The sequence below is a fragment of the Streptococcus parasanguinis genome (assembly GCF_040908565.1).
Lineage (GTDB): Bacteria > Bacillota > Bacilli > Lactobacillales > Streptococcaceae > Streptococcus > Streptococcus parasanguinis_AC.
In genome coordinates, this window is record NZ_JBDGEA010000012.1 from 12,113 (window position 1) to 37,677 (window position 25,565).

General features: G+C 43.0%; 22 protein-coding genes. 2 read left to right on the forward strand and 20 right to left on the reverse strand.

What is annotated here, in order from left to right:
• Nucleotides 1-14: 14 nt before the first annotated feature.
• From dnaX to yghU, 15 genes are all read right to left on the reverse strand, one after another.
• Nucleotides 15-1,691, reverse strand: coding sequence for a DNA polymerase III subunit gamma/tau (gene dnaX, locus AB5Y61_RS06895; RefSeq protein WP_368403630.1), 1,677 nt, complete (start codon nucleotides 1,689-1,691; stop codon nucleotides 15-17).
• The gene (locus tag AB5Y61_RS06900) at nucleotides 1,691-2,188 is read right to left on the reverse strand and encodes a GAF domain-containing protein (RefSeq protein WP_049515482.1); all 498 of its coding nucleotides are present in this window, start codon (nucleotides 2,186-2,188) and stop codon (nucleotides 1,691-1,693) included. The genes dnaX and AB5Y61_RS06900 overlap by 1 nt, the downstream gene beginning before the upstream one ends.
• A 486-nt stretch (nucleotides 2,189-2,674) precedes the next feature.
• Complete coding sequence (locus AB5Y61_RS06905; RefSeq protein WP_277838803.1) at nucleotides 2,675-3,355, reverse strand: YoaK family protein; 681 nt, start codon at nucleotides 3,353-3,355, stop codon at nucleotides 2,675-2,677.
• A gap of 195 nt (nucleotides 3,356-3,550) precedes the next feature.
• Nucleotides 3,551-4,189 carry a uridine kinase gene (gene udk / locus AB5Y61_RS06910; protein ID WP_003007856.1) on the reverse strand — a complete coding sequence of 213 codons (639 nt, stop codon included), beginning with the start codon at nucleotides 4,187-4,189 and terminating at the stop codon, nucleotides 3,551-3,553.
• A gap of 142 nt (nucleotides 4,190-4,331) precedes the next feature.
• On the reverse strand, nucleotides 4,332-5,462 hold the full coding sequence (locus AB5Y61_RS06915; RefSeq protein WP_368403631.1) for a hypothetical protein: 1,131 nt from the start codon (nucleotides 5,460-5,462) through the stop codon (nucleotides 4,332-4,334).
• A 121-nt stretch (nucleotides 5,463-5,583) separates the two neighbouring features.
• Nucleotides 5,584-6,654 carry a hypothetical protein gene (locus AB5Y61_RS06920; protein WP_368403632.1) on the reverse strand — a complete coding sequence of 357 codons (1,071 nt, stop codon included), beginning with the start codon at nucleotides 6,652-6,654 and terminating at the stop codon, nucleotides 5,584-5,586.
• A gap of 112 nt (nucleotides 6,655-6,766) precedes the next feature.
• Entirely contained in the window at nucleotides 6,767-7,846 is a 1,080-nt protein-coding gene (locus AB5Y61_RS06925) for a hypothetical protein (RefSeq protein ID WP_368403633.1), read from the reverse strand.
• Between the two features lie 126 nt (nucleotides 7,847-7,972).
• Nucleotides 7,973-9,019 carry a dTDP-glucose 4,6-dehydratase gene (gene rfbB, locus AB5Y61_RS06930; RefSeq protein ID WP_368403634.1) on the reverse strand — a complete coding sequence of 349 codons (1,047 nt, stop codon included), beginning with the start codon at nucleotides 9,017-9,019 and terminating at the stop codon, nucleotides 7,973-7,975.
• Nucleotides 9,020-9,088: 69 nt separating this feature from the next.
• Complete coding sequence (locus tag AB5Y61_RS06935) at nucleotides 9,089-9,682, reverse strand: dTDP-4-dehydrorhamnose 3,5-epimerase family protein (RefSeq protein WP_368403635.1); 594 nt, start codon at nucleotides 9,680-9,682, stop codon at nucleotides 9,089-9,091.
• Nucleotides 9,682-10,551, reverse strand: coding sequence for a glucose-1-phosphate thymidylyltransferase RfbA (rfbA, locus tag AB5Y61_RS06940; protein WP_048717356.1), 870 nt, complete (start codon nucleotides 10,549-10,551; stop codon nucleotides 9,682-9,684). The genes AB5Y61_RS06935 and rfbA overlap by 1 nt, the downstream gene beginning before the upstream one ends.
• 144 nt (nucleotides 10,552-10,695) lie before the next feature.
• Entirely contained in the window at nucleotides 10,696-11,127 is a 432-nt protein-coding gene (locus AB5Y61_RS06945) for a hypothetical protein (RefSeq protein ID WP_368403636.1), read from the reverse strand.
• Nucleotides 11,128-11,363: 236 nt separating this feature from the next.
• A complete protein-coding gene (locus tag AB5Y61_RS06950; RefSeq protein ID WP_368403637.1) occupies nucleotides 11,364-12,470 on the reverse strand; it encodes an NAD(P)/FAD-dependent oxidoreductase in 1,107 nt (368 codons plus the stop codon).
• 9 nt (nucleotides 12,471-12,479) lie between these two features.
• Nucleotides 12,480-13,277, reverse strand: coding sequence for a Nif3-like dinuclear metal center hexameric protein (locus AB5Y61_RS06955; RefSeq protein WP_368403638.1), 798 nt, complete (start codon nucleotides 13,275-13,277; stop codon nucleotides 12,480-12,482).
• On the reverse strand, nucleotides 13,264-13,953 hold the full coding sequence (locus AB5Y61_RS06960; protein WP_368403639.1) for a tRNA (adenine(22)-N(1))-methyltransferase TrmK: 690 nt from the start codon (nucleotides 13,951-13,953) through the stop codon (nucleotides 13,264-13,266). The genes AB5Y61_RS06955 and AB5Y61_RS06960 overlap by 14 nt, the downstream gene beginning before the upstream one ends.
• Before the next feature lie 81 nt (nucleotides 13,954-14,034).
• Complete coding sequence (gene yghU / locus AB5Y61_RS06965; RefSeq protein WP_368403640.1) at nucleotides 14,035-14,826, reverse strand: glutathione-dependent disulfide-bond oxidoreductase; 792 nt, start codon at nucleotides 14,824-14,826, stop codon at nucleotides 14,035-14,037.
• 138 nt (nucleotides 14,827-14,964) lie between these two features.
• Here yghU and add point away from each other — a divergent pair, with 138 nt between their 5' ends.
• Nucleotides 14,965-15,984 (forward strand): adenosine deaminase, encoded by a 1,020-nt coding sequence (gene add / locus AB5Y61_RS06970; protein WP_368403641.1) that lies wholly within the window; start codon nucleotides 14,965-14,967, stop codon nucleotides 15,982-15,984.
• Between the two features lie 36 nt (nucleotides 15,985-16,020).
• Here the strand turns inward: add and AB5Y61_RS06975 are convergent, their stop codons facing one another.
• The 5 genes from AB5Y61_RS06975 to recJ form a co-directional block, all read right to left on the reverse strand.
• Nucleotides 16,021-16,704 carry a DnaD domain-containing protein gene (locus tag AB5Y61_RS06975; RefSeq protein WP_272107209.1) on the reverse strand — a complete coding sequence of 228 codons (684 nt, stop codon included), beginning with the start codon at nucleotides 16,702-16,704 and terminating at the stop codon, nucleotides 16,021-16,023.
• Nucleotides 16,705-16,713: 9 nt separating this feature from the next.
• On the reverse strand, nucleotides 16,714-17,658 hold the full coding sequence (gene metA / locus AB5Y61_RS06980; protein WP_368403642.1) for a homoserine O-acetyltransferase MetA: 945 nt from the start codon (nucleotides 17,656-17,658) through the stop codon (nucleotides 16,714-16,716).
• 101 nt (nucleotides 17,659-17,759) lie between these two features.
• Nucleotides 17,760-18,272, reverse strand: coding sequence for an adenine phosphoribosyltransferase (locus AB5Y61_RS06985; protein ID WP_302692445.1), 513 nt, complete (start codon nucleotides 18,270-18,272; stop codon nucleotides 17,760-17,762).
• Nucleotides 18,273-18,424: 152 nt separating this feature from the next.
• Nucleotides 18,425-19,018 carry a TipC family immunity protein gene (locus AB5Y61_RS06990; RefSeq protein WP_368403643.1) on the reverse strand — a complete coding sequence of 198 codons (594 nt, stop codon included), beginning with the start codon at nucleotides 19,016-19,018 and terminating at the stop codon, nucleotides 18,425-18,427.
• Nucleotides 19,015-21,240 (reverse strand): single-stranded-DNA-specific exonuclease RecJ, encoded by a 2,226-nt coding sequence (recJ, locus tag AB5Y61_RS06995; protein ID WP_368403644.1) that lies wholly within the window; start codon nucleotides 21,238-21,240, stop codon nucleotides 19,015-19,017. The genes AB5Y61_RS06990 and recJ overlap by 4 nt, the downstream gene beginning before the upstream one ends.
• A gap of 513 nt (nucleotides 21,241-21,753) precedes the next feature.
• On the opposite strand from recJ, the gene AB5Y61_RS07000 reads away from it, so the two are divergent.
• Complete coding sequence (locus AB5Y61_RS07000) at nucleotides 21,754-25,542, forward strand: Spy0128 family protein (RefSeq protein WP_368403645.1); 3,789 nt, start codon at nucleotides 21,754-21,756, stop codon at nucleotides 25,540-25,542.
• Nucleotides 25,543-25,565: the final 23 nt, after the last annotated feature.

Below are 25,565 nucleotides of genomic sequence, written 5' to 3' on the forward strand. Positions count from 1 at the left end.
AAAAAATTCATGTATTAATCGTCCTGAAGGGTAATTTTATCAGATAGGAAGGTAAATTCCTCAGGGATGAGGCTTTCCTCTTCTTCTACCACTTCCGCTTTTTGCCCACGCGCCTTAGCCGAAAACTCTGCCCGGATTTGAGTCCACTCCTCTAGAGAAACCGCTAAAATCTCTGGAGAAAAACCAGCAGCATTGCTGAGGATATTTCCAAACATGGTATTGAGGTTGTCCCTCTTCATGGTCTGTTCAGCATTAAAGGCAGACTCAAAGGCTAAAATAGCGTGATTTTCATTGGCAGCGACCGGCTGGGATCCGATTAAGAGGGCCTTATCCGCACCTGCCAAGCTCTCGATGATTTCCCCCCAAGCGTTCTGAAGACGGATCAAGTTGGTCCGTGCCAACTCTGGATTTTCAACCGCCTCTTGTAAAATCGCGTTGACCTTGTTTCGATCTGCACGATAGCCCTTGCTAGACTTGGTTGGACGAGCTACTGTCGGTTTTGAAGCAGGAAGACTGCTACCCGATTGCGCTAACTGTTGCTTGAGCTGAGCGACTTCCTTCTTCAAGTCTTCAAGCTGAGCTAGCACATTGGAAGGAACCTCCAGAGCAGCTGAGTTAGAAACTTGGCCTGTGCTTTCAGCCAATTTAATGGTCATCATTTCAGTATAGATACGCGGTTGCAAACTATTTTTGATGTCCGCAAGACTGGTCGTCGCCTGGTCAATCAGGGCAAAAAGACGGGCTTGATCAGCTTCAAGATTCGCCGCAAACAAGTCACTAGCGTGAGTGTTTTCTCCGCCTGTCTGGACAATCAAGAGATCTCTCAGATATTGAAGTAAGTCCGTGACGAAACGGGCCATATTCTTGCCATTATCAAAGATAATCGCCAGCTGATCCAGCGCCGCTGTCGCATCATGAGCCAGGATGGCAGCCACGTACTGATCGAGCGCAGCTAGACTGATGGAGCCTGTAATCTCTTCGGCGATTGCTGTCGTCAACTCACTACCCGCAGTCAGACTCAGGGATTGGTCCAAAATGGACAAGGCATCCCGCATCCCACCTTCAGCGCGTCGAGCGATGATCTGCACAGCATCTGCTTCATAGGCAATGCCTTCTGTAGCTAGGATGCTTTCCAAATGATGAACGATATCCGGTAGTTTGATGGATTTGAATTCAAAGCGTTGCACCCGAGACAGAATGGTGGCTGGAATTTTGTGTAACTCCGTTGTTGCGAGGATAAAGACCACGTTTTCCGTTGGCTCTTCCAACGTCTTCAACAAGGCATTAAAGGCCCCTGTCGAGAGCATGTGGACCTCATCGATAATGTAGACTTTGTGCTTGGCTAGACTTGGAGCATAGGTCGACTTGTCGCGAATATCGCGAATTTCATCGACCCCATTGTTAGAGGCTGCATCGATCTCGATAACATCTTCAAGACTCCCATTGGTAATGGATTCACAGATATAGCAGTTGTTACACGGCTCCCCATTGACTTGATTGGGACAGTTCATGGCCTTAGCAAAGATCTTGGCCACACTCGTTTTCCCAGTTCCACGAGGTCCAGAAAAGAGATAGGCATGGCTGATCTTGTCCTGCTCCACTGCCTGTCTCAAAGTCCGTGCCACCACTTGCTGGCCGACCAATTGACCAAAGGTCTGGCTACGGTATTTCCGATATAAAGCTTGATACATTAGTTCTTAACTCCAAACATCTTAAAGTCCCAGTTTGTCTTTTCGATCAAGAGGGCGACAAACTCTTCCAAATACTCTTGATCCAGCTGATCGTAGTCAGAGACGCATTCTGAGTCCAGGTCTAATACCCCAAGGAGCTGACCGTCCTTGACCATAGGTACCACAATTTCACTCATGGCCCGGCTATCACAGGAAATATAGTTAGCATGTTGGCGGACATCATCGACAATCATGGTTTCCTGCTTTTGAGCTGCTTCTCCACAGACACCCTTTCCAAGTGCGATGTGGACACAAGAGACGCCACCCTGAAAGGGTCCCAAGATCAATTCTGACTGGTCATACAAATAAAAACCCGCAAAGACAGAACGAGGTAGGGCTTGATTTAAGAGAGCACTAGCGTTAGACAAATTGGCCAAGGCATTGCTTTCTCCTGTTAAGAGAGCGTCTAACTGTGCCAGTAAAAGTTGGTATTGTGATTCTTTTTCCGAATGTTTCATAACTTCCATTATACCAAATCTTTGCCCAAAAATTAAGCTTCAAACAGCGAAAGAAAAGAGAGTGGGACAGAAATCGGTCATTCGTTAGAATCCGATTTCGTCGTCCCACCTCCGCACAGTTGATTAGGGCTGTAAAGACTGATGAAATCAGCGTAGTAGAGCCCACTCAACCACTGCGTCTTGCTCGACAATCCAAAGATAATGGAGAGGCTAGGACTTTTGTCCCAGCCTCTGGAATATAGATAAACTAATTTTTAGTAAAATAACTTAAGCGATTCTGCAAAGAGATAAAATCGAGGTCTCATTAATTTAAATTGATAAAGAATATACTAAACTTTCCGCTGTGAGAAAAGTGCCTGAAGCTTAACTGCTTCAGGCACACGGAATTATTGAGAACTTAGGCTCAATAATTAGTCATGGAACTTCTTCGAAGAAGTTCGCTGACGTCCGCACTCACCTAAGGAAAGTTTTTTATGATACCTTTATCTATTCATGCAGCCGATTGAAGTGAAAGACTTCAAAATATTGAATGGCCCGGTAGATTAAAAAGATGGTCAAGATGATGGCCACCAGCCAAATCGTCTTTAATCCATAAAACTGGATCAAGTAGGTCGAAAAAATGGCCCCACAGACGAAACTCCCGATCAAGCAGGTCATAAAGATGGCTTCCCAGAGGAATTTCATCTCCCTGTCTCTAACAAAATTTCCATAAGCTACCATGGTTTTCTTGAGATTTCCGGTCATAAAAGAGTGGTTGTAGGCATAGCTACCTACTTCTCCAAATGAGGTCGCTACGATTCCTAAACTCAGGCCAAAAAAAGGCACGATGAAGACATTTTTTACCGATGCTGGCAAAAATCCCGTCACCAAAGTTGTGAGGATATAGGGCACTAGGGTACTCAAGCGCCAGACTGAATTATCAATCAAGCGACGCAAGACCGTCATTAAAAAGATCCCCAGCATAAAGGCCAGCATCGTGGCTAACTTCACTTCTACATCTGAGATCTGCTGGCCGATCAAACCAACCGAAAGAAAGACCACATTTCCCGTCTGGCCTGCCGCCAAGGTCCCACCCCGACAAATAAAGGTATAAGCATCTGAAAAACCAGCACACATGGTCAATAAACAAGCGAACGCCTTGGTCCGCGAATGAAACTCCCTTTTCATTTCCATTCTCCTTAGGAAAAAGAGGGAGTGGTACCAAATGTTTAAATAAAACATTTCCCATACCACCCCCACAAAGTTGATTGAGAACTCTTCTGAGTCTTTTAGCGAATGAAGAGTCCTCATCAACTACTGAGACATTCCGTCACTCCTCCTATCCGTAGACACTTGGAGATCACTTGCCCTCTTTCTCCTTTTTTATTTTCCCTCACGCGCTTCGTTGAGGATTTTTTCAATCTTGGTTGTGATCAAATCAATCGCTACCGTGTTGGTCACTCCTTCAGGAATGATCACGTCCGCATAGCGCTTGGTTGGCTCAATGAACTGATGGTACATGGGTTTCACCACTCCAAGGTACTGCTCAATAACGCTATCGAGACTCCGTCCACGCTCCTCCATATCGCGCTTGATTCGGCGAATGATCCGAACATCATCATCCGTATCAACGAAAATCTTGATGTCCATCAAGTCTCGAAGGCGCTTGTCTTCAAGGACTAAGATTCCTTCCACGATGAAAACATCCTGAGGTTCCTGGCGATAGGTCTTACTACTGCGCGTATGCTCTGCATAGTCATAGGTTGGGATATCCACTGGACGACCTGCCAAGAGTTCATTGATCTGCGCAATCATCAAGTCCGTATCAAAGGCAAAAGGATGGTCATAGTTGGTCTTGATCCGCTCCTCAAAGGTTAAATGACTCTGGTCCTTGTAATAAGAATCATGCTCAATCATAGCAATCTTTTCATTCGGGAAATTAGCCAAAATGGCACGAGACACACTGGTCTTTCCACCACCAGAACCACCAGTAACACCAATAATAATAGGTCTATTTTGCATTTTCTACTCCATTACCTCTAATCGCTTGAAAAGGTCCTAACCTCTCCACTACATCTTATCCATTTTACCATATTTTTGCCTAGACTTAAATCATTTTTTCCGATGAAATTTAGAGTAGAAAAGGACCTTGCGGTCCTTTAAATTATTTTGTTTTTTCTAACTTCGCATCCAAGTGATAACTACTATCTAAAACAATAATACTTTTCCCTCCATTAACTGATACGAAGTAATAAGTTAACCCTGCTTGCTTATACACATCCTTAACATTTTTCAATTGGTAACCTTGTGACTCAATTTCTTCTTTGATGCGTTCAAATCGCTCTGTAACAGTTTTATCAGTTGAACTATTTTTTACAGATTTTCCATCAAGAAGATCTTCATCCACCATTGAGTAGAAACCAGCTGCTTGGCTTGTACTTCCCCCATTTGAAATAATACCGTGATCAGAAATATGAATCTTCTTTGTATCACTACTATCATCGGTTATTACTTCCCATTTGCCTACTAAAACTTTAGGAGTTTCCACTTTATGATATACTAGATATTCTTTAAAAGTTTTTGAGTTTGATTGGTAAGTTTTTAAATCATACAACCCATCTCTTAAGATTATGTTTGAACCATCTTTTTGAAGCAAGTTATACATTACATGGTCATCATATTTGAGAACGACTACTTCTGTCGTCTTCAGGTTAAATTTCTTATCAACATCAGCAAGCGTATGTAATTTAGATGAATTGATTAAAGAAAGGGCCTTATTAAATTCTTTTTTCGCTTCATTGCCCTTGAGAACCTTTTTGATGGTTTCATCTCCATTGACTCTTTGTTTCTTTCCACTTAGTTCATAAGTGATCGGACTAGAATCCGTATTACGAATCCAAACGCCATCAAGACTTGGTCCTCCAGTAAAGAAAAAGATCCAAACCAATGCAATGACTGTAACGGCAGCGACGACTGCAAGACCGAACTTTGTTGGTTTATTAAAACTCAAATTCGGTCTTTTCTGTCCTGGAACAGGTTGCAAGCTTTTCGCTGATGGTTGCGGTGGGACAAAAGCTGTAGACTCTTGTGAAAAAGGTGCACTAGGTGCAACAGCCACTTCCTGTGTAGGAGCCTGCGCTTCAGTTGCTGTAGCTGGTACTTCAGTTGCTGAAGTCGGCGCTTCTTTTCGCTCTACGACAAACTCCCCTTTTTCACGCGCTTCTTGAAATTCTTGCATACTTGGCTTACGACCATTGATCGCTTCAAAGTACTCAACCCAATCTTTTTGATTCATAATATCCCCCTAAAAAATAATTTTCCTAAAAACTAGTCATAGTATACCACAAATCAGAGATTTCAGAACATTTTTTAGGAAATTCATAATTAAAAACTAAAAGGACCTTTCGGTCCTTTGATTATTTCACTTTTTCCACCATCGACTTAAAATTATAGTCTTTATCTAGAACAATAACCTTCTTTCCTCCATCGACAGGCACAATGTAGGAATTAGTATAAGCCTCTTTATATACCTCCCTAGCACTATTCACTGTGTAGCCTTGATTTTTAATTTCTTTTTGAACTTGTTTAAACTCAGTATTTATTTTATCATCCGAAGAATGAGAATTTCCACTCTTATCATTGATACGATCAGTATCTACAAGTGGATAAATGGCAGTGACATCAGTATTAGATGCGCCATTTTTCGTTATTTGAAAAACTAAATGATCATCATTATTAGTCACATTTTTCCATTTTCCAACCAAAACATCAGGGTATTCGATTTTTTGGAAAACGGCTCTTTTCTTAAATTCTGACAAATTGGATTTATAATATGCTAGATCATCCAAATCATCAGAGAATATGACATTTGTCCCATTGGACTGAAGCAAATTATAAAGTGCTAAACCGTCTGTTTTAAAAATGACCACTTCTTTGGTCTTCAAATGAAACTTTTTATCCACATCTGCTAGCGTCTGTATATTCGGTAAGTTTAATGCCGAAAGTTTCTGAACAAATTCCTTCTTAGCTTCTTTTCCTTCGATGATTTTTTTGATCGGAAGAGTTGTATTGACTTTCTTTGTCTTTCCATTTAGTTCATAAACCACAGGCATCGAATCCGTGTTGCTCAACCAAATTCCATTCAGACTTTGTGTCCCTGTAAAGAAAAAGATCCAAACAAGAGTGATTGCTGTAACAATAGCGACGACTGCAAGGCCGAACTTTGTTGGTTTATTGAAAGACAATGTCGATCTTTTTGGTCTTGGAACAGGATGTGGTGGGATAAAAGCTGTAGACTCTTGTGAAAGAGGTGCACTAGGTGCAACAGGTGCTTCTTGAGCAGGAACCTGCGCTTCAGTTATTGGTGTCGGTGTTTCTTTTCGCTCTACGACAAACTCCCCTTTTTCACGCGCTTCTTGAAATTCTTGCATACTTGGCTTACGACCATTGATCGCTTCAAAGTATTCAACCCAATCATTTTGATTCATCATATCCCCCTTATTGATTCATCATAAAAACTAACCATATTATACCACAAATTCATGGTCCATTTCGTGATTTTCAGAAAATAAAAGAAAAGGACCTTTCGGTCCATCTGATTTATTTCACTTTTTCCAATTTTTCGAATAGATGATAGCCCTCTGTGAAAACAAGGACTGTCTTCCCTCCATTTACAGGGACATAATAAAAATCAGATCCTAGTTGTTTGTACACGTCTTTCATACTATTTAATTGATAATCTTGAGAATCCACCGCATCTTGAAGATCCTCAAAGATCTCATTCACTTTGTCAGCTGACTTTTCTTGATCAAACTTACTGGAAGGCATTTTTTGAAGCTCTTCTAGGGTATAAAAAGCCGTACCTTCGCTACTATCAAATTCACTATAAGTAAGAATACCACGATCATTTAATTCAAGGTAATTGGTTTCATCGTCGTAAGAACGCTCAATTTTCCATTTTCCAAGGAGCACTTTTGGAATTTCAGTCTTATGAAAAACAGCATTCTTCTTAAAGCTCTCTGAATGATCACTATAGGTCACCAAATCCATCAAGTCATTGGCTAAAATCACATTGGTCCCATTGCTTTGGAGTAGATTATAAACAAGACCATGCTCGTCTTTAATGATGACAACTTCCCTCGTGTGGAGGTCAAATTTTCTATCAACATCAGCTAAGGTTTTCAGCTTAGAATAGTTTAACTGGTTTAAAGCTTTCTGAAACTCTTGACTCGCTTCCTTCCCCTTATAAACTTTTTCAATCTTATACTTACCATTCGATCGTGGCTCTTCTTGATTTAATTCATAAACGACTGCTGTTGAATCAGCAGGTCCAATCCAGATTCCTTCCAAACTTGGAGTCGGTTGGAAGAAAAAGAAGTAAGCCAGTACAATAAAGGCTAGTATTCCTACACCTGATAAAGCCCATTTTGTTTGCTTATTCCATTTCACACGAAAGTGTTTGAAAGCTGGAGTCTTAGATCTTGACTCCACTTGTGACGCCATTTGAACCTTCTCACTCTTCTCTGGTGAGGCTACTGCTGATGGGACTTGTGCTTCAGGAACGGTCTCTTTTCGTTCCACTACAAACTCACCATTCGCTCGTGCATCTTGAAACTCTTGCAGACTCGGCTTCCGGTTATGGAGTGCTTCAAAATAGTCAACCCAATCTTTTTGATTCATCTATTTCCTCCTAATCGATAATTGTTTTCAAACTGATCCTATTATACCATACATGGAAGATCTCTCACTCATTTTCAGAAGATAAAAGAAAAAAGTCCAAGTAGTTTTCCACTTGGACTTTCTTCCTTATTTCAAAACTTTTTGTGTTTTCGCGTAGTTGGCTTCGACAGCTTCTTTTTCAGCCTTCCACCAATCTTGGTGGTCTGTATACCACTTGATAGTGTCTTCCAAACCTGCTTCGAAGTTGGTGAATTGTGGTTCCCAACCCAATTCTTCACGCAATTTTGTTGAATCAATGGCGTAACGCAAATCGTGACCAGCACGATCTGTGACACGTTCGTAAGCATCTTTTGGTTGACCCATTTTTTCAAGGATGAGTTCAAGCACTTCCTTGTTGTTCTTTTCACCATCAGCACCGATCAAGTAAGTTTCACCGATACGGCCTTTGGTAAGGATTGCCCAAACACCTGTTGAGTGGTCGTTGGTGTGGATCCAGTCACGGACGTTCTTGCCTTCACCATAAAGTTTTGGTTTAATCCCTGACAAGATGTTGGTGATTTGACGTGGGATGAACTTCTCGATGTGTTGGTATGGTCCATAGTTGTTTGAACAGTTTGAAATGGTTGCCTTAACACCGAAGGAACGGACCCAAGCCTTCACGATCAAGTCTGAAGCAGCCTTGGTTGATGAATAAGGGGATGATGGGTTGTATTTGGTTTCAGCAGTGAATTTTTCACCAGGACCTTCCCCATGTCCAGGAAGATCTTCACGCAATGGAAGGTCTCCATAGACCTCGTCTGTTGACACGTGGTGGAAACGGATATCGTACTTGCGAGCTGCTTCCAAAAGTGTGTAAGTACCAATGAAGTTTGTGTGGATAAATGGTGATGGGTCGTTCAATGAATTATCATTGTGACTTTCAGCCGCGTAGTGAACAATCGCATCAGCCTTAGCAGCTAATTGGTCCACCAAGGCTGCGTCAGCAATGTCACCCACAACCAATTCAACACGATCCCCAAGGATTTCTTCAATGTTGGCTCGGTTACCAGCGTAAGTGAGTTTGTCAAGGACAGTCACATGTACATCTGGATGGTTGTTGTAGACATAGTGTACGAAGTTTGAACCGATGAAACCTGCGCCACCAGTTACGATGATGTTTTTGTATTCAGTCATTTTTTCTCCAAATAGTTTTTAGTTTTGATTATTCCTTGCAGTCGCGATACTGCTATGCAAGGTTCATTTTTACAAATCTTCTGCTTTTAGGGGTTTTACGTCTTTGAGCAATGGGTGATTCTTGTCTGCTTCTGAGACTTCTGCTTCTTCCAAGTTTTCCCACTGGATATCTAGGCTTGGGTCTGCGTAATTAACAAATGCATATTTTGGCTTGAGCTCCAATGCCCAGTAATCATTGACTAAGTAAGTATAAGCCACCTTATCCGTCAAAACTTGGAATCCATTGGCAACCCCACGAGGGACAAAGATTCCTTTAGAAGCATCAATCACAGTTTGGTAGGTGTTCCCAAAGGTCTCACCTTCACGAAGGTCTACCCAAGTACCGAGAACCTTTCCTTCATCTGCTACAGAGATGTACTTGTCCCAAGGTTCTGCATGCAAGCCACGCAAGACATTCTTACGAGAGAATGAAATGTTATTTTGCAACTTGCCTTCCGCAAAGAAGCTTTCTGGAAAACCAAGAGGAAGCATCTTCTCTTTTTGGAAGTTTTCCTTGAACCAACCACGGTTATCCCCACGAACTGGAATATCAAACTCCAACAAGCCTGGGATCGCTTCAATCTTGCGGGCTGCTAATTCTTTTTCGAAAAATTGTTCTGTCATTAAGCTTCTCCAATCAAACGGAGCAAGTATTGTCCGTATTCATTTTTCTTAAGAGGTTGCGCCAATTCATGGACTTGCTCTTTAGTAATATAGCCCATACGATAGGCGATTTCCTCAAGGTTGGCTACTTGGACATTTTGCAAACGTTGAACCGTCTCGATATATTGAGAAGCCTGCAAGAGACTTTCATGAGTTCCTGTATCCAACCAAGCAAAGCCACGACCCATGAGTTCAACAGAGAGATCTCCACGCTCCAAATAGGCCTTGTTGACATCGGTGATTTCAAGCTCTCCACGAGGACTTGGTTTGATGTTTTTGGCAATCTCTACCACATCATTGTCATAGAAGTAGAGACCAGTCACCGCAAAGTTTGATTTCGGATGTTCTGGTTTTTCTTCGATAGAGATAGCGTTCATATCCGCATCAAACTCTACCACACCAAAACGTTCTGGATCTTTGACCTGGTAACCAAAGACAGTCGCGCCTTTTTCTTTCGCTTCTGCCCGTTGCAACATCTTGGTTAAGCCATTTCCGTGGAAGATATTATCTCCAAGAACGAGGGCAACATGATCATCCCCAATAAATTCTTCTCCAATGATGAAAGCTTGCGCCAAGCCATCTGGGCTTGGTTGCTCAGCATAAGAGAGAGAAATACCAAGTTCAGAACCATCTCCAAGAAGCTCTTCAAAACGAGGAAGATCCTGCGGCGTTGAGATGATCAAGATTTCTTTGATCCCTGCCAACATAAGAGTTGACAATGGGTAGTAGATCATTGGTTTGTCATAAATGGGCATCAACTGTTTGGAAGCGGCACGAGTCAAAGGATACAAACGAGTACCTGAGCCACCAGCTAAAATAATACCTTTCATAATGTTAGGCCTTTCTACGTAGTCATTACCCTTATTTTATCATGTTTATATAAAAAAGTCACCTTGCATTTGTGTTACAAGGTGATGACAGGAGATGAGCGTTGTAGAATTGTTAGCATTGGTCTTACTCATGATTCAAATAGATTACTGCTCCTTGACTGAGCCGTCTGAAAACCTTACCTTTACTCCCGATTTGGTCGTGCCTTTCCTTGAATCCATAAACCTTTGAAATTCTTCGTCCTCATTATGATAGATCCCACTCCTAATCTTATTCGCCTTTTTATCATAGGCCAATTCATGTTTCTTGCAAGTACCGTCAACAAATGTGAGTTTCACCTCAGCTCCCCATGCGTCTGAAGGAATAGAGCTGTAGGATGGATTTAGAATCTCAATCTCCTCAATACCCTCGTAAGACCTCTTCAAGGTCTTTACAAGGCTGACTTCGTACTCTCGGTTCCGTCGCTTTTCCTCCAATAGTTTGTTCATATGAAACAAAGAAATCCCAACTACCATAAGGAGAGCCAAGGCGATGACCATCATGCTTTTGCTTTTCTTTTTAAACTTGATTTTTACCATAAGACGATACTCCTTACTAATGAAGGTCCCTTTGAGCTGTATCTGACTATCTTTTTCTCAAAGACAATAACAGCAATCAAAAAGATAGTGGGACAGAAATCGGTCATTCGTTAGAATTCGATTTCGTCGTCCCACCTCCGCACAGTTGAGTAGGGCTGTATAAGCTGATGAAATCAGCGTAATAAAGCCCACTCAACCACTGCGTCTTGCTCGACAATCCAAAAACAATTAAGAGGCTAGGACTTTTGTCCCACTCTCTTCTTCACATATTGTTCAACTGGATAATCTGTTGGATCTAGACGCACCTTTCCTCCTGCTACTAGTTGGGCTAGGTGCCAACCAATGAGGGGACCGGTTGTGAGGCCAGACGAACCAAGTCCACTAGCGACATAGAGGCCTGCTTGATCGGGAAGGCCTCCCCAAAAGGGCGAGAAGTCACTGGTGTAAGCCCGGGTACCCACGCGCTCCCCGATAACTTCAGCTTGAGCTAGTTCTGGATAGTAGGTCAAGGCTTCTGTTTCCATCTGATTCAGTAAAGCTTGATCCACTGTTAGGTCAAAGCCTAGCTCATTCTCATGGGTAGCGCCCATACTGATCTTGCCTTGCTGGAAGGGAATGATATCCAGTTCTCCTTCTGGCATGACCACAGGATAATTATTCGTATCTAGGTCTAGCTGATAATCCCTCAACTGTCCTTTTTGTGGACGGACATCCACTTGGTAGCCAAGTGGCTCAAGGATTTGCCCCAACCAGGCTCCTGTTGCTAGGATAACTTGGTCATAGCTCTCTCCTGCTATCTGATAGCCATGATCAGAGATTGTGAGAGCAACCTCTTCCTTGATCACTCTTGCGCCACTTGCTTTAAGGAGAGTTTCCGTTAGAAGGGCTCCCTCTACATGGGCTCCACCTGAGGCATAAAGGAGCTGTTCAAAGCCTTGCAGACCTGGGAACTGTTGACCTACTTCTTCTTTGGTTAAAACCGCCAATTCCCCAATCAAGGGAGATTCTTCTCGTCGACTCAGCGCCAACTGATAGAGTTCATCTAATTTCTCTTCCTTCTTCTTAAGGAGATAGACCCCTGTCTGCTGGTAAAAGTCTGTTTCGATTCCGTCCTTGGACAGGTCCTCTACTAATTCTTGATAGAAATCAGCTCCTAGCCGAGCCAGACGATACCAGGCCTTGTTTCGCCGCTTAGAAAACCAAGGGCTAATGATCCCAGCCGCTGCCTGGGTTGCTTGGCCAACTCCGTGATCATAGACGGTGACATCTATCTGTGCTTCCTTGGATAAATAATAGGCTGCAGTGGATCCCACGATCCCTGCACCGATAATGGCAACTTTCATGATAACCCCTTATATATGGTAAAAAGGATTGGTGCTGGCTTGACTGCCAATCACTTCGATCTCCCACGCTTCTTCAGACTTCCACTGATTGAGTTTTTCTACTAGTTTAGAGATAAAGAGAACTTCGATATGGTGACCTGGATCCAAGGCCAAGAGCCCATCGCTCAGCATGTCTTGAGCCGTGTGGTAGTAGATATCTCCTGTGATGTAGACCTCAGCCCCCTTAGCGAGAGCATCCTTGTAAAAGGATTGGCCACTTCCTCCACAGATGGCGATGCGCTCAATGACCCGTTCCAAATCCGCCTGGTCATAACCAACCAAGCGCAAAGCATCTAAGCCAAAAGTTTCTTTTACCTTATGAGCCAACTGGCCAAAGGTTTGAGCTGGTACCTGACCGATACGACCAATTCCGAGTCCTTCTCCTGTCATGCTGAGGGGCTCTGCATCTTCAATTTCCAAGAGCTGGCAAAACCAATCGTTGAGCCCATCTGGGACAATATCAATATTAGTATGGCTGACATAGACCGCAATATCATGCTTGATCAAGTCAATGTAGATCTGATTTTGAGCCCGATCGGCTATCAGATCCTTGATGGGACGGAAAATGGGCGCGTGCTTGACGATGATCAAGTCCACTCCATGCGCGATGGCTTCTGCCACCGTCTGCTCCCGGATATCCAAGGCTACCATGACCTTCTTGATGTCTTTTTGCAGGGTGCCGACCTGTAAGCCACAGACATCTCCCTCCATGGAAAGTTCTTGGGGACAGTAAGCTTCATAGCGTTTGATAATTTCACTTGCTAGCATTTAGGACCTCCTTGATTTGGGCGATACGGTCTTCTAACGATGCTCTGGCAGATTGATTCTCAACTGGGACCTGCTCCAAGGCAAAGGCTAATTTCTCCACTTCCTTGGACCACTTTTGGACAAAGGCTGGAGCTTGTTCCCGCATCAAATAGGGACCAAAACGCAGTTCCTTAGCTGATAACTCTTGAGAAGCCTGTTCGACCACAAGGATCTCATAGAACTTCTCATTTTCTTCCAAGATGGCTTCATCGACAAGGCGGAAATTATGGTCGACTAACCAAGCCCGCAGTTCATCCTCCCGATTATTGGGTTGCAAGACCAAGCGAGAGACACCGGCTAATTTCTCAAGTCCAGCTGCTAAGATATCTGCAATCAAGCGTCCACCCATGCCTGCAATAGTAATACAGGAAATGCCGTCTGCTGGTTCAAAGGCAGCCAAGCCATTGGCAAGGCGGACTTCAATCTTGTCCTCTAAACCATTATCGGCGACATTTTGCAGGGCAGACTGATAAGGCCCCTCAACCACTTCACCAGCGATAGCAGCCTCAATCTTGCTTTCTTGTAGGAGGGCGATTGGCAGATAAGCGTGGTCACTCCCTACATCTAACAGACGAGCTCCTTCTGGGACGAAGCTAGCCACCAAGTCCAAGCGATTTGATAATTTTGTAAATTCCATGTGCTACTTTCTAAACTTTTATTCCATCCTTAAGTATATCATGTTTGCACCATTAAAAAAAGGCGCGACGGCGCCTTTTCCTTATGCATCAATTTCCTTATATTCTACTTCCAAGCCACGTTGCACAGCTGGGCGATTAGCAATTTTTTCTGTCCAAGCTTGCAAATGCTTGTATTCCTTCACATCTAGGAAAATTCCAGCACGATCCCAGACCTTATCTTGGGCTAGACGGCCATACCAAGACCAGATGGCAATATCCGCAATGGTATAGTCATCTCCTGCTATATAAGGTTTGGTCGCCAATTCTTTGTCCAGTAGGTCCAATTGGCGTTTGGCTTCCATGGCAAAGCGGTTGATGGCATACTTGATTTTTTCAGGAGCGTAGTGGAAGAAATGGCCAAAGCCTCCCCCTAAGAAAGGTGCAGCCCCTGTCTGCCAGAAGAGCCAGTTGAGCACTTCTGTCCGTTTAGCAGTATCTGTCGGAATCAATTGTCCAAATTTCTCTGCTAGATACAAGAGAATATTGGCTGATTCAAAGACCCGAATGTCTTGGTCACCTGATTGATCCAACATGGCTGGAATTTTCGAGTTTGGATTGATGGCCACAAAGTCACTGCCGAATTGATCCCCATCACCAATCTTGATGCGATAAGCGTCATAGCCCGCATCCACACCCAACTCTTTTAGTTCTTCCAGCATAATGGTGGCCTTGATTCCATTAGGGGTTGGAAGGGTATAGAGTTGGAAACGCTGATCGCCTTTTGGAAGGCTTTGTTCAAAGCGGGCACCTGCTGTTGGTTGGTTCAAACCTCCCCAGGCTCCTCCCATTTGACTCGGCGCTTCCCATACTTCTGGTAATTGATAATCTGACATCTCTGTTCTCCTTTTTCTAAGCTAGTACTAGCATATCAAATCCAGGTGCTAGTTTCAAAAATCTGCTACGCTAGCTTTACTTGACTTTTCTGATCAAAATGATAGTATAGAAAAAATATATTTTTGAAGGAGAAAACCATGTCCACGATCGATTTTCATAGTTTGGCAAAGACGGAACTCCACTGTCACTTAGACGGTTCCTTGTCTCTTCCGACTATTCGTCAATTGGCAGCCCTGGCCAATATTGTCCTCCCTGCTAGCGATGAAGAGCTCAAACACCATGTCACTGCCCCTGCCCACTGTGAGAATCTCTTGGACTATTTGGAGGCCTTTGATTACATTCGCCCTCTCCTTCAAACCAAGGAAGCCCTGACCCTTGCTGCTTACGATGTCGCTAAGCAAGCGGCTCTAGAGAATGTCCTCTACATCGAGGTTCGTTTTGCCCCAGAATTATCCATGGACCAAGGACTTACCGTCCCAGAAACCATCGATGCTGTCTGCGATGGTCTGCGCCAAGCCCAGAATGAATTTGGCATTGTTGCAAAAGCCTTAGTCTGTGGCATGCGCCAGTCAGATCAAGAACTCACCTCTCGCATCCTTGCAGAAGCCAACCAAGTTAGGGATCAAGATTTTGTTGGTTTTGACTTTGCCGGGGATGAGCACAACTACTCTCCAGAAGATATTCGACATCTAATCGAGCAAGTCAAGAGTTACCATCGGCCCATGACGCTTCATGCAGGTGAGTGTCATTGTCCACACTTTGTTGCTCAATCGATTGCATTTGGCATCAAACGCAATGGCCACGTGACAGCTCTATCTCATGAACCAGCCTTACTCCAATCCTTTATTGACAATGGGGTCACGGGTGAACTCTGCTTGACCAGCAACTTACAGACAAAAGCAGCACCGACTATAGAGGATTTCCCTTATCTGAAGATGAAGGTAGCCGGAGCTCGGATCAGTATCAATACTGATAACCGCACTGTATCTGATACGGATTTAACCAAGGAATATGCCCTCTACCATCAGCATTTCCAAACCAAGGAAGCTGACTTTTACCAGCACAATGTCGATGCCATCCAGGCTTCATTTGCCAGTGACGAGGAAAAACAAGAACTCCTTACCAAACTAGAAAAAGCCTACGCAGACTATCTGTAAACAAAAAAAACTAGCACTTTATGAGTGCTAGTCTTTTTAATCCTTCCACAAATCCATGGCCTTCAAAAAATCGTCTGAAACGGTCACATTGCGTGGGTTGGCTTGCTCGCGTTCTTGTAGTTTCGCTTCTACTTGGACCAGGCTGTTGATACCTTCACTGCGCCAATTTCGCAAAATGGCCTGGATATATTTCCAGTGAGGCTTGCCATTAAAGACAGCTTCTCGTAGCGCTGCCTTGATCACATCTGGATCTGTCTGATCCTCGCGCACGGTCTTGGTCAGGTCTTCAATCTCAAAAGGTGTCAAGAGTCGTCCAAGCTCCTGTTGGAAGGTTTCCACCAAGTCCTTGATGACATTTCCCTTGGCAGGAGCACTCTGTGTCTTCCCTTGTGTCTGAGCGTCTAAAATTTCATCCAAGCGTTCCAGGGCAATGGTCGCATCAAAGATGGCTTCAATCTCGCCATTGAGCTCAATGGTCCGATATTGAAGAAGTCCCTTGGTGGTCAAATTGGACATAATCCGATTGACCTCTGTCACCGTTTTTCCCAGATGACTGGCAATCTGATTGGGAGTCAAGGTCTCTTGACCGGTCGTATTTTGAAGGAAGAAAAACTGCCAAACCAAGTAGTCATCTGCTTGGTCAAACAATTCATGATAATGAAAAAGCAAGGCACTTGGAAGAACCAAGTTGCCATACTTAAATGCTTGTGAATATGTCATAATTCCCCTTTATAGGTAACCATAAAATGAAATATCTTTTTCCAATTCTTCCAAGCGGTAAGGTGTTTCTTGATAAACCGCATAGTTGATCCAATTACTAAAGAAGGTTGTCGCAGCAAGATTCCAGCGAATGCGAGGCTCTGTACTGGCATCATCCCCATCAAAGTAATTCTTAGGAACATCCGGATCCAAGCCTGCCTTGACATCTCGGTTGTATTCCTTAGCCAGGGTATCGCGATCATACTCCAGATGGCCAAAGCTATACACCTCACGCATGTCTGGACTGGCAATGATGGAAAGGCCAACTTCATTTCCTTGCGCAATCACCTGAAGATTGCTCTTTTCAAGGACTTCCTTCAAAGGAACATCCGTATAGCGAGAATGAGGGGCAAGGAAGCGATCGTCAAAACCTCTCATGAGCAGACTATCGGGACGCACCACTGCTTGGTCATAGATACCGGATAGCTTGTCACAGAGCTCTACTTTTTGAATCCCGTAACGGTAGTAAAGACCAGCCTGAGCTCCCCAACAGAGGTGCAAGGTGGAAAAAACATGACGCTTGGCCCATTTAAAGACCTGGGTCAACTCATCCCAGTAGTCCACTTCTTCAAAGTCCATCTTTTCGACAGGCGCTCCTGTCACAATCAAACCATCATAGTAATTATCCTTGATATCCTGAAAGGTCTTGTAGAAGCTCTCCAAATGTTCTGCCGCTGTATTCTTGGACTCATGGCTCGCCATGTAGAGGAACTCCACATTGATCTGCAAGGGCGTGTTAGCCAAGAGGCGTAAGAGCTGGGTTTCTGTCGCAACCTTGGTCGGCATCAGATTAAGAATGAGAACATTCATGGGCCGAATATCCTGGTGAGTCGCCCGAACATCATCCATGACAAAAATATTTTCTGAACGAAGGATATCAACTGCTGGTAATTTTTTATCTAGAGTAATTGGCATAAAAAGCTCCCATCTTACAAGTTCTTAACTAACATTATATGATAGGAGCTTATAGTTTTCAATTATGGTTTTTCTGTAGCCAGTTATAGTATTAGACTATATTAGTAATGCATCAAAACTTTGTAGTCGTAATCGCCGATCGCTTCGCGACCTTTCAAGTCGTCCAACTCGATCAAGAAGGCACACCCTGCAACGACCCCACCGAGTTTTTCGATCATTTCGATGGTTGCTTTCACCGTACCACCAGTCGCCAAAAGGTCATCAACGATGAGAACACGTTGACCTGGTTTGATAGCATCGGCGTGCATGCAGAGGGTATCGACACCGTATTCTTTTTCGTAGTCCGCTGAGATAACTTCACGTGGCAACTTACCAGGCTTACGAACAGGTGCAAATCCAACCCCCAATTCAAAAGCGACTGGACATCCAACGATGAAGCCACGCGCTTCAGGACCGACGATCATATCGATCTTCTTATCGGTTGCGTATTGAACGATCTCACGAACCGCATAACTATAAGCATTGCCATCTGCCATCAAAGGGCTGATATCACGGAAGGTAATCCCTTCTTGTGGATAGTTTTCAATGCTTGCAATGTAATCTTTTAAATTCATGGTTAACTTTCTTTCATAAAAAATTTTTACATTCCATTATACCATGAATTCTACTAACTTGCATCATTTTTGCCAAATCATTTTCCCAAGTCTCCGCGTCAAATGCAAAAATCCTACATCTGAAAAAAGATGTGGGATTGGAAACATGCTTACTATTCTTCTATCAATTTATTGTACTCGATTTTCATATCCCCCAAGTTTTTCAGGGAATAACGGGAACTTCCATTTTTGAACCAGGTACCAAGGATGTATTGCTCAGCGACTTTCTTGCTTTGCTTCTTCAACCAAGTGCGGTCTTTGCCGTAGGTAGAAAGTTTCTGTAGAAAATCACTGCCTTCAACTGTTTGATCATCCGCATAAAGATATGCTTCTTCTTGGATCAATGCTCTTTTTTTAGAATTGTATTTGAACATCAGACGAACCGATACATTTTCTTTTAACTGATATTTATACCTATAAACCCATTCCGAGCTGTCTCGAAACATCATGACGGATAGATCTTCTTGTCCCCCAACGATTTCATCTGAATAGGGATACATTTGGAATCCTTCATCTTCTTTCCAGATACCATCTTTTCCTATCGTTTCTGTATAGGGCTTAAACATCACATAGCGCATCAATCCACCATTTTCAGAGTAGTTAATTTCTTCCATGGGGTTCTTCAAGCTCAGGTAGATTCCTACCCAATAAAGAGAAAAAAGTAGGATGGGAGTGAGCCAGAGAAACTGTTTTAGGTGTTTTTTCATAAGGCCTGTCCTGTTAGATAGTCGTAGATTTCACGAACCGTTCCAAGGGCCATCAATTCCTGCTCTTTCACTGTTTGTTTGAGTTTTTGGTAAATGCTACTTTCTGCGATTTCCCGTTTTTCTGCTTCTTTATTGACCTTCATGATGCCATTTTCAATGGTCACAAAGCCCAACTCTTGGAAGATCTGAATCATTTTAACCAGGAGGATCTGCTGGATCTTGAGATAGGCTGCTAGGTCTTTCAGTTTGTAGCGGACATCGAACTCTGGGTATTGGTAGATGGTTTTATAGAGTTTGGCATACTGGTCCCTGCTCCCGTACCCTGTCAGATAGTAGGCTTTGGGGATCTCATTTTTGAAATAGACAGCCTGGAAATCATGCTCTTGAAAAATTTGCCGTAAGGACTCTATATCCTCAGGGATATTTCCAACCACTACAGCAGAAGCATCCGATAGATCAGGCAGTTCTTGGGTAAAGTCGAGAACAGGAACACCTACGGGGAGACTGGCATTTTTGGAGCGGATATTAAAGAGCTGGACTCCGTCCACACGCGCATCGACCAGCATGAGCTGAAGGGTCGTTTGGCCATTCCATTGGTTGACAGATAATTGCACAGCTAGCTCAAGGTCTTGCGCCTGGGCAAACTCCGCCTCTAAGCTACCCAAGCCAAAGGCAACCACCTCAAAGGTTGCATCTTCTTGAGAAATTTTGAGTTTCAAGTGGGTATTGCCGGCTCCCATTGAACGTGCTCCTTCTACCTTGAAATTACGGACCAGAAAGACCGGCTTTTTATTATCCATGCCAAAAGGACTCAAGCGCTCAAAGCTTTTCAAGGTCTCAAGCGTTAATTCTGTTAAATGCAGTTCCTCATCGATCGCTAAGCTAGACTTGCTGCTGAGATCAATCTCTTGTTCTGAAATATAGTCGGTAAGGGCCTGAGACAAGGCAGGGAGTTGGTCCACCTCGAGCGTCATCCCTGCTGCACCGGCATGTCCTCCAAAGGCAACAAAGAGTGACCGGTGAGGATCGAGAGCCTCAAAGATATTGACCGACTCAGGACTCCGAGCGCTTCCTTTAGCTCGTCCATCCTCGATACTTAAAACAACGACCGGCTGATGTAGCTCTTCTAATAAACGACCGGCAACAATGCCAAGAACCCCAGGATTCCAGCCTTCTTTGGCCAAAACCTGGGCGGACAAGCTCGTGTCGACCATGGCTTTGGCTTCGTCATAGATACTTTGGACAATCTCTTTGCGTTCTTCATTTTTCTGATGAATCATGAGGGCAATTTCGTGCGCTTCTTCATCATCAAAACCAGTCAGTAGTTCGATGGCTGGATTTGGGTCATCGAGGCGACCAAGGGCATTGAGACGAGGGGCGATCTGAAAGCCAATTGTTTCTTCATTGACATCCTCCGGACGAATCCCAGCGATCTCCAAGAGCTCTTGCAAGCCCATGCGCTGGGTATGTTGGAGAACCCCCAGGCCGTATTTGACCAGAATTCGATTTTCATCTGTCAGGCTCACCATGTCAGCGATGGTCCCGATCGCGACCAAATCTAAAAGATCAACCGGTACTTCCTCTAGGAGGGCACAGGCCAACTTAAAGGCCACACCACAGCCTGCCAGATAATGGAAGGGATAGGCCGCATCTGGATGCTCTGGATGGATGATCGCATAAGCATCCGGCAAGTCCTCTGGCATAGAGTGGTGGTCCGTCACGATGACATCCACTCCCATTGCCTGGGCCATGGCGATGGCTTGATTGCCTGCGACACCATTGTCCACCGTGACAATCAAAGAAATACCTTGCTGCTCGATAAAGTACTTGTAGACACTCTCATTGGGACCATAGCCGTCTGTGAAGCGGTTGGGTAGGTAGACTTGCACCTCTGCTCCCATCTGCTCCAAAGCTTCCTTCATAATAGAGGCCGAAGTCATCCCGTCCGCGTCATAGTCTCCATAGATGAGGATCTGCTCGTAATCTTCGATGGCCCGTCGAATGCGCTCCACTGCCTTGTCCATATCATGGAGCAAATAAGGGTCGTGAAGGTTCTCTAACTTGGGTTCTAAAAAGTCTTCTAAATCCTCTTTGGTCTGAATGCCACGCTCATACAGTAAGGTTGCTACGGACGCTTCCAGGCCTGCTTTTTTAGAAAGGGCTAAAAAGGCCTCATCTGCACTTGGCGAAGCTAACTGCCAATCGTATTTTGAAGTGATCATCTAGCTTTTGGTCTCCTCTTTTTCCTATCTGAATATTATATCATGAAAGCAGGAAATGTCGGGAAATAAAGGGTCAGGTAGTAGTTGGAACAAAATGAACAATTTCCACCATATTTGTTGCATTTAGCTTGACTTATTACACTAAAAGAATATAATAATGATGATAATAATCTTTTAAATATGTAATGGGATGATTATTCTGTTAAATTTGCACTGCTTATTATCATTTTATATTATGAAGCATTAATTTCTTCCGTTTTTCTATTTAATCATTGTTTTTAGAAAGTTTGTTTCAGGTCCAACCCGTCCTCTATTATGGACAGACTAAAGATAGGATATTGAGGTATGTCCCCATATTTTCTCAATAGAGGTAAGGTCCTTCTTCTCTAACTACATGTTCAAATAAAGCAACTGATTGTATGGAGCAAAGATCAGAAGTTTTTCGGTTTTAGGAGATATCACTATATAGAAAAACTATACAAAATTTATGCAAAAGAAAGGAAATGAGGCCAATTGAAATTTCTATATAAAAAGGTAGTTGCATTTGTAGCTATCATCGCTGTGGTAGCCTTAGGGTTGTCTGTAATCAAACCTGTCAGTGCAGCCACTGTAACGCCAACAGTATCCAATCTAAAAGCTCAGGCAACTGGACAAAAAATTGTCTTTTCATTTGACTGGGATTTGACTGGTAAATCTGTTAAAGAAGGGGACACGTTCACCATCGATGCTCCTGAAGGTGTCAATATCACTGAAGTCGCAACTCAATCCCTCCAAGCAAATGGAGCTGAAGTCGCGACCATTTCGATGACAAACAAAAAGATTACTTTTACTTTTAAAAAAGCCATCGAATCCATGAACCAAAACGTAAAAGGTGGATTCTCATACAAAGCAGAATGGGACAATACTCCAGGAAATCCTGGAAATAAAACTGCCACTTCTAATGTCGGTTCGGAATCCGTTGTCATCACTCGTCCTGATGGACCTGGCGTGTTTGAATCTGTTTTGAACAAGTACAACCGTACTGGTGACTATGTAACTAAGCAATTCAAATTAGACGCATCTGAAAACTATGCATGGATGAACGTTGGAGATGACTATTATCTCACTACTTGGTTCATTCGTATTAACGGAGATGGTAAGAAACAAGCCATCACAAATCCTGTTGTATCAGATAAAATCCAAGCTCCAGCTGTCGATTACTCAAAAATCACTTTTGCTCCAGCTGCCAATCACGCTGCAAGTGAATTCTTCGTTGGAACTTACTTGAAACCATCCTTCACTTTAAGAAAAGGTGGACAAGTGGTTGCTTCAGGATGGGACTTCTGGCAACATGTTAAATTCGATGCAGACGGAAATGGATTTACCGTGAATTTATCAGATGTCAGTGATGTATTTAAAACAGCGTCTAGCGATGAATTGATCGTTGAATACCAAACATTAATTCCTAAGACAACTATTCGCGTAGATAACAATGCTACGTTAACAGCTGATGAAATCAAAACACCACAAACAGACCCTGCATTCTGGAATAACACAGAATTGAACTTCTGGGTAACTGGTGACAAGACTGTTACAGTTCAAAAAGAATGGGTTGGTGACGAAGAATCTGACCGTAAAGATATAACTGTTCAATTGTATGCTGACGGCCAAGCCTTGGAAGGGATGACACAAACTCTTACAAAAGCTTCTGGTTGGCAAGCAGAATTTACTAAATTACCAGGTATCAAAGACGGTAAGAAGATTGAGTACTCCGTAGTGGAAACAAATACACCTGATGGATATACTTCAAAAGTTGAACCAATCAATGAGTCGAATGTTATCAAAGTTGTAAACACTTCAAATAAACCAAAAGTTACTGAAACCACTGCAAATCTTGTTATTAAAAAAGCTTTCGAAATAGCCGGCGATCAGGAACATACACAAGTTCCGATTACAGAAGGTCAATTCGAATTTGTCTTGAAAGACGAAAATAACAAAGTAGTCGAAACTGCCAAGAACACAGCAGATGGCACTGTTAACTTTAAGTCTCTGACTTTCAATAAAGAAGGTACTCATACTTATACCATCACTGAAAATAAGGGTACAGACGCTAGTGTCAACTATAGTACACAAAGCATCAAAGCTACTGTCGATGTGAAGAAAGATAACGACAAACTCGTTGCTACTGTCACTTACTCAGGTGGAGATGGTGAACAAAAAAATACGATCACCAATACTCAAAATAAACCAAAAGTTTCAAATGCTAAGGTAACCTTAAAACTTAAAAAAGCATTTGAAGGTGGCGAACTGAAGGGCGATGACTTTGAGTTTGTTGCAAAAGATGCAAACGATAAAGTTGTTGGTACAGCTAAGAACAAAAAAGATGGTTCGATTACTTTTGATACCATCACTGTAGACCACGCAGGAACATTCAACTATACCATCACTGAAACAAAAGGTAGTGACAAAACCATTACCTACAGTGATAAAACCATCACGGCTACGGTTGTAGTGGTTGAAAAAGACAATGCTTTAGTTGTCGAACAAATCAACTACTCTGATGGTCAAACTAACACAGATACGTTCATCAACAAAAAAGAAGCTCCTAAAACAGAAAGTACAAAAGCTACTCTTCAAGTGAAAAAGCTCTTTAAAGAAGGTGAAACAACCTTACCGTTGACAGACGATCAATTTGAATTTGTCTTGAAAGAAGGAAACACTACCCTTGAAACTGCCAAGAACAAGGCAAATGGAACTGTCACCTTTAAGGAACTTTCTTATACTTCAGAAGGAACACACACTTACACCATTACCGAAAACAAAGGTACGGATGCTTCTATCAACTATAGCACACAAACCATCACGGCTACTGTTGCTGTGAAGAAAGATAACGACAAACTCGTCGCTACTGTGACTTACTCAGGTGGAGATACTGAAAAAGGTGATGCCTTCACAAATACGAAGACACCTCCGACACCTCCAACTCCTGTTCCTCCAACAGTGAAACCGACGACAGCTCAATTCAAGGCTAAAAAAGTATTGGCGGTCAATGGTACAAGCGATCGTACATTAAAAGCTAATGAATTCACTTTCCTTCTCAAGGATCAAGCTGGTACGCTCATTGATACCAAGACAAATGGTGAGAATGGGGATATTCTCTTCAATCCAGTAAGCTTTAATGAAGTTGGTACTTTCACCTACACAATCGCTGAACAAAAACCAGCTACGCCAGAATCCGCTATTACTTATGACGAAACTGTTCATACTGTAACAGTAACTGTCACAAAAGATGCAAACGGACAATTGAATGCGGATGTGCAATACGACGGTAAAAAGGATACTCCTACTTTTAACAATACGTATACACCTCCGACACCTCCAACTCCAAGTGAAAAACAAATTACCACAAGCAAGATTTTAGAAGGTCGTGACCTTCAAGGTGGTGAATTTAGCTTTAACCTCTTGGATGAAAATGGAACTGTTCTTCAAACAAAACAAAATGCTGCAGATGGTACAGTGACATTTGATGCGATCGCCTACACGGAAGCGATGATTGGTACTCATCAATATACCATTAAAGAAGTCGTTCCAGCTGATCAGGCAAACATCCAATATGACGAAGGTCAAGTAGATGTCACAGTTACCGTCACAAAAGATGAAGCATCAAATGCGATCCAAGCAGTTGTTTCATATGGTGCGAAGAAAACCTTTATCAACAAGGTCATCCCACCAACTCCACCAACAATTGATATTCCTGAATTGAAACTTTACACCCTTAAGGTTCGTAAAGTAGATGAAAAGGGTGATTTCCTTGCTGGTGCAGTATTTGGACTCTTTGAAGCAGATGGTGTGACACCTGTTGCGAACCCATATGGACAAGGCCAAGCGCAAGCAATTTCTGGTCAAGATGGACTTGCAAGCTTTGTTGGATTTGAAGCGAAAGATTACGTAATCAAAGAGCTCTCTGCTCCAAGTGGTTACCAACTTTCAAATGAAGTTATCAAAGTTTCTGTAAGCGACTATGTTGCTGCTACAAACCTTGTTGTTGATAAAGGAAACGTGGTGAATAAACTTCTTCCACCTCCACCATCAACAGATAAACCTAAATCATCAACACCTCCATCACCAAATGGAGATAAACCTAAGTCTAACGACAAACCTAAATCTAGTGAAACTCCTAAATCTAGTGACAAACCTAAAGAAAATAAAAAATCTCTTCCTTCAACAGGAACTGAAGATCATTTAGGACTTCTTGTAACTGGTTTGACATTCGTCGCTACAGCTATTGCTTCTATAACACTTAAGAAGAAAGAAGACTTCTAAGAAACATGAAAGATCTAGTCAAA